The sequence below is a fragment of the Paraburkholderia sp. PAMB 6770 genome, assembly GCF_057748135.1.
In genome coordinates this window covers 1,393,245-1,408,183 of the sequence record NZ_CM173238.1, presented here as the reverse complement: position 1 = coordinate 1,408,183, position 14,939 = coordinate 1,393,245, and the positions used below count along the sequence as shown (strand labels likewise).

General features: G+C 55.9%; 12 protein-coding genes. 8 read left to right on the top strand and 4 right to left on the bottom strand.

Going from position 1 to position 14,939, the window contains the following annotated elements:
* Positions 1 to 2 precede the first annotated feature (2 nt).
* The 4 genes from AC3AP7_RS06450 to AC3AP7_RS06435 form a co-directional block, all read right to left on the bottom strand.
* Positions 3 to 1,139, bottom strand: coding sequence for a Rieske 2Fe-2S domain-containing protein (locus AC3AP7_RS06450; RefSeq protein ID WP_475764491.1), 1,137 nt, complete (start codon positions 1,137 to 1,139; stop codon positions 3 to 5).
* Positions 1,108 to 2,910: a thiamine pyrophosphate-binding protein gene (locus AC3AP7_RS06445; RefSeq protein ID WP_488324818.1), complete on the bottom strand. Its 1,803-nt coding sequence runs from the start codon at positions 2,908 to 2,910 to the stop codon at positions 1,108 to 1,110. Before AC3AP7_RS06445 ends, AC3AP7_RS06450 begins: the two co-directional genes overlap by 32 nt.
* Positions 2,911 to 2,919: 9 nt before the next feature.
* Positions 2,920 to 4,434, bottom strand: a complete 1,515-nt coding sequence (locus AC3AP7_RS06440; protein WP_475764493.1) for an aldehyde dehydrogenase family protein — start codon at positions 4,432 to 4,434, stop codon at positions 2,920 to 2,922.
* Positions 4,435 to 5,229: 795 nt separating this feature from the next.
* Positions 5,230 to 5,862, bottom strand: a complete 633-nt coding sequence (locus AC3AP7_RS06435) for a Crp/Fnr family transcriptional regulator (protein WP_475764494.1) — start codon at positions 5,860 to 5,862, stop codon at positions 5,230 to 5,232.
* Positions 5,863 to 6,079: 217 nt separating this feature from the next.
* Between AC3AP7_RS06435 and AC3AP7_RS06430 the strand changes: the two genes are divergently transcribed.
* The 8 genes from AC3AP7_RS06430 to AC3AP7_RS06395 all read left to right on the top strand — a co-directional run bounded on the left by AC3AP7_RS06430 (position 6,080) and on the right by AC3AP7_RS06395 (position 14,915).
* Positions 6,080 to 7,822 carry an N-acyl-D-amino-acid deacylase family protein gene (locus AC3AP7_RS06430; protein ID WP_475764495.1) on the top strand — a complete coding sequence of 581 codons (1,743 nt, stop codon included), beginning with the start codon at positions 6,080 to 6,082 and terminating at the stop codon, positions 7,820 to 7,822.
* Positions 7,823 to 7,900: 78 nt separating this feature from the next.
* Positions 7,901 to 9,244 carry an MFS transporter gene (locus AC3AP7_RS06425; protein ID WP_475764496.1) on the top strand — a complete coding sequence of 448 codons (1,344 nt, stop codon included), beginning with the start codon at positions 7,901 to 7,903 and terminating at the stop codon, positions 9,242 to 9,244.
* Between the two features lie 22 nt (positions 9,245 to 9,266).
* A complete protein-coding gene (locus tag AC3AP7_RS06420; RefSeq protein WP_475764497.1) occupies positions 9,267 to 10,076 on the top strand; it encodes an SDR family NAD(P)-dependent oxidoreductase in 810 nt (269 codons plus the stop codon).
* 76 nt (positions 10,077 to 10,152) lie between these two features.
* Entirely contained in the window at positions 10,153 to 10,845 is a 693-nt protein-coding gene (locus AC3AP7_RS06415; RefSeq protein ID WP_475764498.1) for an SDR family oxidoreductase, read from the top strand.
* Between the two features lie 62 nt (positions 10,846 to 10,907).
* The gene (locus AC3AP7_RS06410) at positions 10,908 to 11,918 is read left to right on the top strand and encodes an amidohydrolase family protein (protein ID WP_475764499.1); all 1,011 of its coding nucleotides are present in this window, start codon (positions 10,908 to 10,910) and stop codon (positions 11,916 to 11,918) included.
* Complete coding sequence (locus tag AC3AP7_RS06405) at positions 11,915 to 12,187, top strand: NifU family protein (RefSeq protein ID WP_475764500.1); 273 nt, start codon at positions 11,915 to 11,917, stop codon at positions 12,185 to 12,187. Before AC3AP7_RS06410 ends, AC3AP7_RS06405 begins: the two co-directional genes overlap by 4 nt.
* 124 nt (positions 12,188 to 12,311) lie before the next feature.
* Entirely contained in the window at positions 12,312 to 13,598 is a 1,287-nt protein-coding gene (locus AC3AP7_RS06400; protein ID WP_475764501.1) for an MFS transporter, read from the top strand.
* A 189-nt stretch (positions 13,599 to 13,787) separates the two neighbouring features.
* Positions 13,788 to 14,915 carry a porin gene (locus tag AC3AP7_RS06395; protein ID WP_475764502.1) on the top strand — a complete coding sequence of 376 codons (1,128 nt, stop codon included), beginning with the start codon at positions 13,788 to 13,790 and terminating at the stop codon, positions 14,913 to 14,915.
* The last annotated feature ends 24 nt before the right edge of the window (positions 14,916 to 14,939 follow it).

Genomic DNA, 14,939 nt, shown 5'->3' with positions numbered 1-14,939 from the left:
CCTTATACGCCTGCAGTAATCCGGCTTATAGGCGCACGGCTCCAGACATGCGGTTTCTTTCCTTCCCGAATTAACTCGAGATCCGCCAACCACCGCCTACGCACCTCAATCACTCCAACATCCGCACGCCCTAGATGTTCCTTTGAGCGATCCGGAACCGCCCCTTGTCCCTCAAGAGCGACGTGATCCTCCAGGATGATGTCGTAGTAAGGGTCATGCTCTCCCATCCGAAACTTTGCTTCCTCGAGCGTGATGGCACCACTCAACACCTCCTTCGCGAGCTCATTGACAGGAGGCACAGGAAGCGAGCGCACATACCGACGCCGCTCAAGGTATTTTTGTCTTGCTTCGCCTTCAACGTGAACATGGGTCAGCGCAAAGGAATAGTGACTTTCGTCGTCAATCGGCACGCGCCACACCCAGTAGTCAATCCATTCCCCTTCGACTTCCTCTTCGCCGAAAGGCGTCTTGACTCGCAAAATATTCGGAGAAAGCCATTCAGATATACGAATTTCGCCGTTATGGCGGTCTTCGAACAACACAACTCCTTCCGATATCTGCTCGACAGTTAGATCTGGAATATCGAGAATCTTTCGAAATACCTGTTTGTGCGTATACGACACGTGGATGGCGTCGAGTGCGTTGTCAACCCCAGAAAAGAAGTTGCAGCGACGCGTGTAAGCATAGGTTTCAATGAGTGCGTCAGCGTCCAACTCGGCAAACGTCGGAAATTCTGGCGGCTCACCCTCCCCCAGGTAGGCGAACACCAAACCGTGAACGACTCGCACCGGCCAGCTTCGCACCTTTATCTTGCTGCAGAAAGGTTGATTTCCCTCGCCCGGTTGTTCAACACATTGCCCGGTCTCGTCATAGCGCCAGCCATGATATCGACAACGAATCGTTTCGCCCTCTACCCAACCTGCTGATAGTTGAGTTCCGCGATGTGCACATCGCTGCGCGCTCAAGTAAAAATTTCCGCTCTCACCCCGGTAGATCGTAAAGTCCTCGCCCATGATACGCAGCGGTTTCGCCTGTCCGGCTCTGAGGTTGTCGACCAGGTAGACGGGCTGCCAGAACATGCGCATGTAGCGCCCGCCGAGCGTGTCCTTACCTGTTGAAATCAAGTTCTCCAAATTCATGTCTCGTCTCCTTTTTCCCACGGGTGAGCCCGTTGGCCATAGTTTTTGCGTATTCGCGCGCCACCAGAACATCAACGACAACGACGCTTCCAGTTCGCACCGCAGTCACTCCGGCTTCGAGTGCGTAACGCAACTCTTCAACCGTCTTTATTGGACCAATACCCTGTGCGCCAAGCGAGCGGGCGAGCATCGCAACGTCAGTGCCCTCGATACGCTGTCCAATACCTTTGTTTTCTACCGGGCGACCGCGCTGTAGTGCAACGCGCTCCTGGTGCACCTCGTCATTGAAGAACGAACGGTTGTTTGCCACTATTACCAGCAAAGGCACCTCGTAGTTCACCGCCGTCCACAATGCAGTCGCTCCCATCAGATAATCGCCATCGCCCAGAACCGCCACAGGCAGTCTGTCGCCCCCCTTCAGCGCCAGTGCGGCACCAACGGCCATACCTGGCCCGGATCCGACACCACCACCTCCGTCGTAGCCGAGATAGTCAAGGGGATGGTCGATTGGATGTGCTCCACCGGGCCAACCGAGGTTCGTGCGTATAAGGCAGGTCGGAGTCTCGCCCTGTAAGTAGGCACTGATAGTGGTAGAGAAGTCGTCCAGCGACATTCCCTCGCCCAAAGCCGGACCGGGGCGTCCTCCGTCGCTCGAACTGTCACGACGCACTTGGCGGTCCAGAGCAGGACGGCCTGTCGACCGCAGTTCCTCAAGCAATTGACCGGTAAGTGCGTCTGGATCGCAGAGGAGATATGTATCGGCCGGCGCCACTGCTTGTTGCTCGCCACCCACTCCGTTGTGCAGCGTTTCATCGAGCGACACATGTGCAAGGTGAGCATCGCATTCGCTATCGCCGAAGGCCTCGCGAAGCGTTCCTGCGAGATCTATCCAATCGAGACTGAGTATCAGATCTGCAGCACGCAGTGCGGCTATACCATTGCTGTCCAGGAAATAGCCCGGTTGAGCCGCATGCAGCGGGTGCCAGGTAGGAAACGCTGCCGCAAGCTTGAAGTCGGTCAGAACCTTTGCGCCCGCGTGCTCCGCCAGTGATACCCGCCGCGCCCAATCCGCCTCGTCGCGAGAGACACGGCCGATGAGAATCAGAGGATTCGCTGCACCTCGCATCCTTTCGGCGAGCGCCAATACGTCATGCTGCGGTGCTGTTGGTCTCTGCGGAGCACCATAGCGAGCAAGACGTGGCAACGCGGGCACGGACGCTATCTCCGCCTCTTGAAGCTCGCTGTCAAAGCACACGTAAGTCGGCCCCTTGGGTCCAGTGCACGCGATTCGGTATGCGCGCATCATCGCATCCCTCGCCGCTTCGAGCGATGTCGGTTCTCCGTCCCACTTGACGAAAGCGCGCACCATTGCCGCCTGGTCTTTGGTCGTATGCAGCCAGTCGATCCAGGGCCGACGCTTCGCCGCATCGACAGGCCCTGTTGCGCCGAAAACCATGACCGGGACCCGGTCGCAATATGCATCGAATATTCCCATCGACGCGTGCATCAAACCGACGTTGGCATGCACGAAGGCACCCATCGGTCTCCCCGTGACCTTCGCGTACCCGTGTGCGACCGCTATCGCATGCTCTTCGTGTAAGACCGTCAGAATTTTCGGACCGTCATCACCAGGAAAGTTGACGAGGCTATCGTGAATACCACGGTAGCTTGAACCGGGATTGAGCGCGATGAACTCGATACCGATATGCTTCATCAAGCTCGCGATGTAGTCGCTTCCCCAGATACGAGTCGTTTGACTGTTCATTAGCATGGCCGTCTACTAACACTTGTACGTCACGTTGATGTTCTTCACCTGCGTAAATGCGAGGAGTTCGTCCTTACACTCTTCACGCCCCATACCGGAATGTTTGTAGCCGCCAAACGGCGCACCGATGAAATGCGTCGAGGAGTTGTTAACCCAAACGTACCCTGCTTCAACACGAGCGGCCGCCGCGAGCGCCAATTGAAGGTGGTTGGTCCAGATCGATGCGGTCAGTCCGTATTCCACGCTGTTGACCGCAGCGAACAATTCATCCTCATCCGACCAGCGAAAGACTGAGAGCACAGGTCCGAATACCTCCTCCCGCGCGATTCTCATAGCAGACGTGACGCCCGCGAGAATTGTTGGCTCGAGGTACAACCCTTTGGACAGCAGCGGATCGGTCGGACGCCCACCACCACAGACCACCTTGGCACCTTCCTGGACGGCACCCTCGATATACATAATTGCCTTGTCCAGTTGCTGGCCGGACACGACCGCACCCATGGTTGTGCGAAGGTCGGTCGGTAGACCTGGATAGTGGGCCTGCCGCGTAAGCTCGACTACACGATCGAGCACGCTATCGTGGATTGACTCGTGCAGAAATAGCCGGCTGGTCGACCCGCACGACTGCCCACACCATGTGAAGTTCATGCCTCTCACTGCACCAGCCGCGGCGGCTTGGAATTCGGCATCGGGGTAAACGATCATGGCATTCTTGCCACCCAACTCGAGCAGCACGGGTTTCAAGTCATCAGCGGCACTGCGCATGACCGACTTGCCGGCCGAGACGCTCCCTATGAGCGCTATCGCAGAAACGTCCGGATGAGCCGCCAGATACGCGCCAGTCTGACGATCACCCGTGACACAGTTGAGCACGCCGGGCGGGAATACACCCTCGAGCAATTCGAAGAGTCGCAGCGTAGACAACGGTGCCTGCTCCGGTGGCTTCACGACGACCGTGTTGCCTGCAGCGAGCGGCGCCGCAATCTTGCCAGCCGCGAACATGAACGGGTGATTGAACGGGGTAATGCGTGCCACTACGCCTAGCGGCTCACGCAGGGTATAGTCCAGTGAACCGTTCTGGGTGGGAATAGTTTCACCTTTCAATTCGAGCACTAGCCCAGCAAAATACTCTAGTTGCGTTGCAGCAACCTGGGCGTCCTCCATCATTTGGCGTACAGGATTACCGCAGTCTGCTGCATCAATGAGCGCCAGCTCCTGTGCATTGGCGCGAATTATCTCGGCGACACGGCGGAGTCTCGCCGCGCGCTCCAGCGGCGGCGTTGCTCGCCAAGCGGGAAACGCACGAACCGCTGAAGCAACCGCGCGATCAACGTCCCGCTCGTTTGCGACGGACCACGCTCCCAGGTCATCGCCGTTTCCAGGGCTGTAGCTGCGCGTTGTAGCACCGGAGCCCGAGTGCCACGCCCCGTCGTAGTAGAGCCCTCGTTGCTTGGGAAGATTTGTAGCCACCAAGGCAGACAGATCGTGGTCGATCGGTGCACTAGCCATATTGAATTCCTTTGACGACATGGTTTTCCGGATATTGACTGACTGCTACCCCCTGTCTTCGACAGAGTGCAGGATGAAGCGAAGATAAACCGCGGGTCGCCGCGATTCAATCTTGATTAAACAATCAATCAATCGCCGGTAGTCATGTTCGCTAGCGGGCTACAACTATGCTTGTGCGAATCTCTTGAACTGAGACGAGCCAGTCTCGCGCTGAGCCAACTGGAGAGGATGATGAATCGGAACGCCGTTCATTCAGCGTGTTAGAGCGGCATCGGTCTGTCGAAGAGGCGCTTCAAGCGGTCACTTTCCCGCGCAACGCGGAAAATCGGGCGCAGCCCAATCTGATTCTCAAGGCGGGAGGTTGAACGAGCCAAAGACTTTGTGTGATATTGATATGCCGCTGTCGGCGGAGAATAACCAAATATTTGGTTAACGCGCCTTTCAAGCGCATCACCATAAAATATAATAAATAATTTAATATAATATTCTGATTAGCACCATTCTTAAATGTACCAGACTGGGCTAAATCGTAATCGCGTTTTCGCGACCGTAGGACGATGGGAAAGGCTACCTCACCACACCGGGCATTTACACCAACGCTCATGCCCCTGGTAGGAAAAAGTCCCCGCTGATTCGCGCGAGGCGTAGATGCACGTACCGACGAACTCCACTGAAATCCGTGCTCGCTTCGCGATTGATGTGGCCACTTCGATGATCGAAGAAATTAGAGTGGGCCGTAGTGCTACTCGCCCGTATCCAAGTACCACGATGCGGGACATCGACGAGGGCCCGGAAGATCCGGATCTCTGAAGCGCATCAAGGCTCTTTCGCTACAAATTCAATCCTGCCCCGATTGAGACGCACGACTCCCGCCTCCTGAAGCCGGCTAAGCGCATTGGTAACGGAAACCCTCGTTCGGCCCGTCGCATCAGCAAGGTCTTGGTGCGTCATCTTGACAATGTGCGTTCCCGTTTCCTCGCTGACCTTTGATAAGGCTTCGAGCAAGTCCGTTACCTGGCTGGTCGTGTCCTTGAAAGTCGCATATTCAAGCTGTTCGATCGCGATTGTGAATTTTCTGTGCGCAATCGCCAACGCGGTCATCATAAGTGTTGGGTTCTGGAGAAGCGTCTCCCGGAACCTGCGATGCGGTACCTTGATAACTTCGCATTTGCCGGTCGCGAACACCCCCAAGCCAGCACAGACCTCATCCCGATTGCCGAACACCATCGAATCACCGAACACGCAACCGGACGACGCGTAATACAGAAGCCTTTCACTGCCTTTAGCGCTCAGCAGTGATACTCGAACCGTTCCCGAGCGCACGATCAGCACGTGATCACGCGTCACGGGCGGATCGCACAGCAACTCCCCCTCCTCATACGTATGACTGGGGCAATCGCAAAAATGCTCGACGAGTTCCTTGCTGTCAACGCGAAGGAACGGCTTCATGTCACGTCTCCTAGCTTTTCCGGAAGGCAACGTCCAGCCGTCCGGTCTGTCGCTTTTTTCTATGTCTCACTCAAGCTTAGCTGCAAGCGCTTCGATCCGAAACCAATGTTTACACCGATGAGACTTTGACCGCCACTGTCAAGTGTTTTACCGACTCTTGTTGATCTAGGTCGTAATCTGAACTCCATTAGCTGGTGAGCGGTTCATTGGAGACAACATGAAGAGCACTTTCGATCTGGTAATTCGCGGCGGCACCGTCGCCGACGGTAGCGGTGGCGAATTCTTTGAGGCAGACATTGCGATATCCGAAGGTCGCATCGTCGAAGTCGGAAAAGTCACGGGCCGTGGAGTCGAAGAAGTCGATGCCCGGCATAAGCTTGTAACCCCGGGATTTGTCGACATCCACACCCACTACGACGGCCAGATCACCTGGGCCGACTCATTGACGCCATCGTCGTTGCATGGCACTACGACCGTCGTCATGGGGAACTGTGGCGTGGGCTTTGCACCCTGCCGTCCCGACCATCACGACCTTCTCATCGAGGTCATGGAAGGAGTGGAAGACATTCCCGGCATCGTAATGGCCGAGGGTGTCCCCTGGAACTGGGAGCGATTTCCTGATTACCTCAACTTCCTCGCGGGCAAGAAGTCGGATGTCGATTTCGCGACGCAAGTCCCACACGGGCCTGTTCGAGTCTATGTGATGGGTAACCGTGGAGCTGAACGTGAGCCCGCTACGTTGAAGGACATGCAGGCGATGACCGACATCGTCAAGGAAGCCGTCACAGCAGGAGCGCTCGGCTTCTCAACGGCGCGAACGATGATTCACCGCCTGCGCGATGGGCGTCTCGCACCGACTATCACAGCAGGTGAAGAAGAATTACGCGCTATCGCAATGGGCCTGAAGGAAATTGGCAAGGGTCGGCTGCAGATGGTCGATGATTTTGCTGATACCACCGCCGATGCCTCAACGGAGTTCGAAATGTGGCGTCGCATTGTGACCGCATCGGGACGACCGCTCTCCTTCAATCTCGTTCAATCCCACTCGGCGCCAGATCGCTGGAAGCACATTCTGTCAAAAGTTCGCCAAGCGAACGAGGACGGCCTCTCCATCAAGGCTCAGGTATCGTGCCGTCCCATCGGCATTTTCCTCGGGCTCGATATGTCCTCGCATCCGTTCATGAACTCGCCGACTTATCAGGCTATCTCGCACCTGCCATTGGCTGCGCGCGTCGCCGAAATGCGCCGCCCCGAAGTGCGGGCGCGACTGCTCTCGGAAAAGCCGCAGGGACTGAGTGCCGAGTGGCAAGGCTTGTTCTGCAACGCAGACGAAATGGTGGAATTTGCTGCTCCGTTGGATTACTTCCCGGCCGCCCCGGAAAAGCTGAAGGTTCGTGCAGCTGCGATGGGAATTAGCTCACTGGAGCTTGCCTACGACATCCTGCTTAAGAACGACGGTCAGGGCATGCTGCATCATGCTGTCGTGAATTATGCGACCAATGACAACACTGTCGCCCGAGCAATGATGGCGCACCCCGATACCCTGATCGGCTTAGGCGACGGTGGCGCGCACCTCGGTATGATTTGTGATGCAAGCATTCCGACTCATCTGCTCGAATACTGGACACGCGATTTGCCTCCCGACCAACGTATTGAGCTACCGTGGGCAATCTCTGCACTCACGCGCCGAAACGCGGAATTTATCGGTCTTCTGGATCGTGGCCTCGTCGCCACTGGTATGAAAGCGGACCTCAACGTCATCGACTATGACGCTTTGCATCTTCACCCACCTCAGGTTGTCGCTGACCTGCCGGCAGGCGGAAAACGTCTGACACAGAACGCTGACGGATACTCAGCTACGATCCTCAGCGGCGTCATGACCCAAGTGGATGGCGTCTCGACAGGTTCACTGCCCGGTGGGCTCATCCGCGGCGAACGAGTGGATCCTCGCACGAACTGAGCATCTGCCCAGTAACGTAAAAGCTGGAATTCGCGTCGCAGCATTGCGACGCGACCGCAAAAAACTAAAGGAGACGTGATGCAAGCCCCCAGCACGCCCAGCGAGTCTGTATCGGACTCGCTCGATCCCGCCATCTACAAAAAAATATTGCGACGACTTCTGCCGCTCATGATGCTGATGTTCTTTGTCAACACGCTCGATCGCGTCAATGTTGCGTTCGCGGCGCTGCAAATGAACAAAGACCTCGGCTTTAGTCCAGTCGTCTACGGCTGGGGCGCAGGTATCTTCTTTCTCGGATACTTTCTATTCGAAGTTCCGAGCAACATCATCATGACCAAGGTCGGGCCGCGCCTCTGGATTGCGAGAATCATGATTACCTGGGGGATCATCTCTTGCGCGACGGCGTTTGTAAAAGGCGCGAATAGCTTCTACGTCCTTCGCTTCTTGCTTGGCGTCGCCGAAGCGGGTTTCACACCTGGGATGACGTTCTATCTGAGTCTCTGGCTCCCCAAGCGTTACGTTGCGCGAACATGCGGCCTATTCTTTATTGCCGTCCCTCTCACCACTGTCGTCGGCGCACCACTGTCGAGCTCCATTCTCCAGCTCGGTAGTGCTGGCGGACTGCATGGCTGGCAATGGCTGTTTTTGATAGAGGGGGCCCCTGCGATCATACTCGCCATCGTTGCGCTGTTCTATCTCACGGACCAGCCGAAGCAGGCAACGTGGCTCTCTGTCGTGCAACGAAACGCACTTATAAACGTTCTCGAAGCGGAGCGCGCCTCAATCGAGCGTCACACAAACCGACACACAATCGGACAGGCACTCTGCAACCCGCGCGTCCTGCAGCTCTGTGCTGTGTACCTTTGCGTCGTGATCGGCTTGTATGGAGTTGGATTCTGGATTCCACAAATCGTCCGGCAAACCGGCCTCTCGACGATGCAAACGGGTTACGTCGCGGCCATTCCCTACGTTTTTGCTTCACTCGGTTGCATCCTGTGGGGTCGCCATTCGGATCTGAAGGGCGAACGCCGTTGGCACCTAATAGCCGCAGCAACCCTCGCCGCCGCTGGTTTGGCCGCGAGTGGCACAGTCGGCCAGCCGCTGCTAGCTATTGCGGCACTCTGCGTCGCAGCCGCCGGCATCTATGCCGTCCTCCCCGTCTTTTGGTCTTTTCCGCTTTCCATTCTGACGGGCACCGGAGCGGCTGCCGGCATAGCGCTGATTAACTCCATTGGCAACCTCGGCGGATTCTTGGGCCCCTACGCCGTAGGCTGGCTAAAGCAGGCCACCGGCGGCTTCCAGGTACCTCTTTTGTTTCTGTCGGGCAGCATGCTTGTTGGAGCACTAATCGTTCTTGCCTGCGTTCGCGACCCGCTGCATCGAAAGAACTCCGACGCACAGATGAACGTCGCGACCAACTAAAAACAGCTAGTGAGGCGTAGCTATGGATACACCCCTGAAAGACAAGGTAGCAATCGTTACCGGCGCTGGATCGATTGGTCCAGGCTGGGGAAATGGGCGCGCCGTGGCCGTCGCCATGGCGCGCGCAGGTGCCCGCATCCTGGCTTGCGATCGAAACCACGATGCAGTCGTCGAGACCGTGAACTTCATCCGTTCCGAGAGCGGTACTGCAGAGGTATATGTCGGGGACGTCGCGAACAATGCCGACATGCAGGCAATGACAGAACTATGCGTTTCCCGCTTTGGCGGAATTGACATCCTTCACAACAATGTCGGTATCCACGCTGTGGGGGGACCCGTCGAAACCAGCGAAGAAGACTGGGACCGAATTATGGCGGTCAACGTGAAGAGCATGTTCCTGACATGCAAACACGTCCTGCCGGTACTTGAGTCTCGTGGCGGCGGAAGCATCATCAACGTCGGCTCAGTAACCGCTCAACGCTACATGGGCATCCCGACAATTGCGTACACCACCAGCAAAGGCGCAATCGTCTCATTTACCAAAGCCGTTGCTGCACAGTATGGCGATCGAAATATCCGGGCGAACATCATTGTACCGGGGATCATCGACACGCCCGTCATGCGTAGCGGTGATAAGGCCTTTGCTGGCTCGCTCGGCTCAGGAGATCGCGCGCGTGCCGAAGAAGCACGAAGACAAGCAGTGCCACTGCGCCGTTTCGGTCAAGCATGGGATGTGGCTAGTGCTGCCGTATTCCTTGCGTCCGATGCAGCAGCTTATATCACCGGAACCGAGCTAGCCGTCGACGGCGGACTTTCATGCCGAGCGTTTTGACTTCTCCGCAGGCCACAGTCGACCCAGCATTCGCTCTGTCGTTTTTGTGAATTAAACGCACTCAATATCTTCAGCCATGTCAAATCCAACCCTACTGAAAGGTTTGCGCGTTGCGGTAACAGGTGCCAGCGGCGCTCTCGGCCAAACAGTGGCACGCGAAGCACTGCGGATGGGGGCCTCCGTCGCCCTAGTCGACTTGCAGGCACACGAAGAAATGCAAACCACCTCTGGTGCGACGTACCACGCCGCGGACCTTACTGACGAACGCGAAGTGCGGCGATGCTTCCAGGAAATCGGTGAAATTGACGCCTTGTTGAACATTGCCGGCGGTTTCGCAATGGGTCGCCCCGTACATGAGACGAGCGACGAAGACTGGGAGCACATGTTCAATCTCAACGTAAAGACGGTTCTTTACTGTGTACGACAAGCGGTTCCGGGAATGATTGAAAGAGGCAAAGGCCGAATCGTCAACGTCGCGGCGATGACTGCCCAACGCGGACAAGCCCTGATGGCGCCCTACTCAGCCGCAAAATCGACCATCATGCGGATTACTGAAAGCATGGCGCTCGAATTGCGCGACAAGGGGATCAACGTCAATTGCGTGCTTCCCAGCATCATCGACACGCCGGCAAATCGGCACGCAATGCCCGATGCCAATCACAGTAGATGGGTCGATCCGGTAGATCTGGCACGCGCCGTGTGCTTCCTTGCGTCCGATCATGCAAGGGCAATCCACGGAGTGAGCCTACCGGTAACGGCCCTGTCTTAACTGGCAATCCAGATTTACCTTCCACACATCAATCAAAGAGGTCGACCACCATGATTAACGACATGTTCGTCTTCGACTGCGTCATCCACCTTTACGACCTGACCAATCAGAACACTCGTACCGATCGCGCGGATGCGAAAGTCTCACGTGCGCAAATGCTTTCGAGTGGGATGGCGATTACACCACCGCAACGCACCGGATTTGAGTTCGAAAGGCGCTGGTCCGTCGAAGACATGCATGACCTGGTCTTTGTGCAGTCCCCTACTGATATGGCAATGGCTCAGGCAGTACCAATTTTCGATTGGTACAAGGATGGCTTTGCACCGGTTGAGGCCCAATACGCCATGGCAAAGGCGTATCCGGATCGCGTTCTGTTCTGTGGGGGCGTAGATCCGAAGTATAAGGGCTTGAACTACGCGCTTGAGCAACTCGAATACCAAGTCAAGGAACTGGGGGCACGCTCTATCAAGTTCTATAACGGCCACGTCAAAGGCGCATGGCGATGCGATGACGAGGACGTCGCCTATCCACTTTTCGAGCGGTGTCAGCAACTTGGTGTCGACGTGATTCAATTTCACAAAGGCGTACCGTTCGGCTTACAAAACGTGGAGCAGTTGTCTCCGACCGACCTGCAGGCTCCGGCGAGGGATTTTCCCGACATGAAGTTCATCATTCACCACCTTGCCGTCCCCTACTTCGACGAAGCTGTTTCGATTGCGAGCCGATTTCCGAATGTCCATCTTGCCCTTTCAGGGACCCTGGCCATGGCGCTGTTTGCACCACGACTGGTCCAGAAGCAAATCGGTGAGCTGTTGCAACTTGTCGGCTCCGACAAGCTCCTCTGGGGATCGGAAGCTGCTCTGATTGGGACCCCGGCTCCGTACTTGAAAGCCTTTATGGATCTGGAAATTCCTGAGGATCTCCGTAGCGGCTATGGATATCCTCAGATCACGATGCAGGATAAGGAAAAGATTTTGGGACTCAACTTCGCGAAGCTGATGCGCATCGACCTCCAGGAGAAGCGGCGTGCTCTCGGCCTTGGTGAAACCGCTCTTCGAGGAGAAGCAGCATGAACCTTGACGCAGTTCGGTCAGAGATTGACCGTCTCGATATGTTACTCCACGGCCACGCTGGTGGTCTTGAACTCGTCGGCTCGGACGACAGTGGGACTGTCGTAGTCAAATTCACCGGCATGTGTACTGGCTGCCATCTTCGCCCAATGACATCTGCCGCAACAGTCAAACCTGCCCTCATGCGCCTTGAGGGCGTAACAGAGGTAAAAATCGAGGGAAGCAAAATCTCGGAGGAGGCGGCGATACGCGTTGCGCGCGCGATGTCCTGAACGTCCATTAGTCTCCTTGATTCGTTTCATGCAGTTCGACTCTGCAAATTTTTCAGTGTGAATCCATATCAATGTTGGATAGATTGAAATAGAAAATAGACAATTAGAGTCAAGGAGACATTTGATGGAAAGACGGTATTGCCCTGACCTAGACGCATCAGCTTCGCCTGAGAGTCCGGCATTCAGTACCTATGGGCGAAGCTTTGTCCTGCTTGCTGCTGCCACCCTGGGCTTGGCAGGCGGCTATACAGCACTTTTCGCAGGAACCTCCGGTGTCTTTCTTTTGCCAATAGCATCATCGCTCGGCGTCGGCCGGGCAGTCGCCTCGATCTGTGTCGCGCTCGCGTCGCTTGGCATAGCGGTAAGCTCGCCATTCGCTGGGCACTTGATGCATCGCTACGGCTTCCATAGGGTCATCGGTAGTTCGGTTGTTCTATTCGTAGTTTGCCTGCTGTTTCTTGTCGTCGGACCGCTTACCGCCCCGGCATTGGGTTTGAAGACGTTCGCTCTCGGTCTGCTTGGTGTCGCAACGACACCAGTCGGGTATTTGCCGATCCTTGCACGTTCCTTTGAACGCAGGCTTGGCCTGGCCTTCGGCGTCGCGTCTGTGGGAGCGGGAATCGGGGCTGCCAGCGCTCCAATGGTCGCCCGCTGGGCAATCGTGCAGTATGGCTGGCAACACGCATATCTCGTGCTGGCGGTTGTCGCGGCGGTCCTCGGCAGCATTGCACTCCTGCTCCTATCGCGCGTCGACGTCACTGAAGCCCTTGCACCCAGCGAGTCCCCTTTCGCAGCTGCCATCAAGTCCCAAAACGATAAAGGCACTACGGCTACGGAAGCATTTCGGACCCGGGAGTTCTGGCTTATAAGCATCAGCATTGCAATAGTCGCAGCGGTCGGCCTTGGTGGCATGGTGCATATCCCCGCGCTACTGATGGATAAGGGCGCCACCGTGACCATGGCCGCTGCGGGTAGCGCCTTCGTAGCAACAGGTCTCACGGTCGGTCGATTTACAGCGGGCCTGCTTCTTGACCTAGCACCAGCTCGGCTACTATCCGCATGCGTTTTTCTCCTCGGTGCGGTCGGTGCCGCGATTTTGGCAACTGCGACCAACTCTACACCGTATCCAATGCTAGCGATCGCGGCAGGATTGACCGGTATGCTCGTCGGCGCGGAGGGCGACCTGATGCCCTATCTCGTCAAGCGATACTTTGGGTTGAGGTCATTCGGCGTTGTTTACGGCTTTATGATTTCGCTCTTCTGCATCGGAACTCTCGTCGGTCCAATTCTCTTCGGTGTTGGGTATGACAGGCTCCACAGCTACAACCTAGTCATGCTATTTGCAGCAACCTTGTGTGTGATAAGCGGGCTGGCAATCACGCTGATAGGTCCATATCGATACTCATATTGAGTCAACTGTGTAGATTATCCGGTAGCTGAAACCGGAAGGGGCGTCCGCGTAGTTCACCATCGAGGAAAGTTCCTCACTAAAAATAAAAAAATACAAGCCAGTTACATTTTTTGTAATTAAATACTACTAATTAAATATCGTAAAAAGAACATCAAGTTCGGAGATCCGTTTAAAAGCGAGGAGACGTCAGTGAAGAAGAAATTTATTTATATTGCGGCGCTTTGTCTTTTTTCTGGCGAGGCGATTGCACAAAGTAGCGTGACGCTATACGGTAGCGTCGATGCAGGTATCAACTACATCAGCAACATCAAGGGCCATTCAACCTGGACAATGACCAGTGGTGTGTCGCAAGGAAACCGATGGGGTCTACGAGGCGTCGAAGACCTCGGTGCAGGTCTGAAAACAATCTTTGTTTTGGAAAATGGATTTTCCCTGACCAACGGCTCGCTGTCTCAAGGGGGGCGCCTATTCGGACGTCAGGCGTGGGTAGGTTTGAGCAGCGATCACCTAGGCGCCCTTTCGCTCGGGAGGCAATATGATAGCGTCGTCGATTTCGTGCAGCCGCTAACTGGATTGATCTACACCGGGTACACGCACCCATTCGACAACGACAATCTCCAAAACGATTTCCGGATCAACAATTCGGTCAAGTACACCAGCCCCAGCTTCGCTGGATTAAAATTCGGCGGATTATACGGTTTCAGCAATACGGCTGGCGGATTCGCCGATAACCGGGCATGGAGCGCAGGCGGATCCTATAACAATGGAGCGATATCTCTCGGCGCCGGATATCTCCATTTGAACAATCCAAACTCCAACACGAGCGGCGCCGTTTCCGGCGACTATATCAATGTCACGACGACGGGAGCTCTGGGCGATGCGGGACTGAAAACGGCTGTCGTGCGTGAAGATGTCGTAGCGGCCGCTGGCGCTTATCAGTTTGACGCAGTCCGTGCGGCGCTGGTCTATAGCCATTCGAAATTCCAGTCCGCGACCGATCGACTCTCCTTCGACAACTACGAGGCCAACGTGGTGTACCGGGCAACGGCAGCACTGTGGTTCGTCGGAGAATACAGCTATACAGATGGCAAGCTCTCGTCTACTGGGGCGACCCCAAAGTATCACCAGGTGCAACTGAACGTCGACTATTTGCTGTCCAAACGTACTGACGTGTATTTCACCACGGTCTATCAACGAGCCGTCGGAGATGCACCGGTCGCAGCAATTGCCCCTGACACCTTTGGTTCCGCGCCGCCCGACGCATCGAGCAGCAAGAACCAGCTCCTCGTTCGCATCGGCCTTCGCAACAAGTTCTGACGTATTCATCTGAAACGGTCCGAC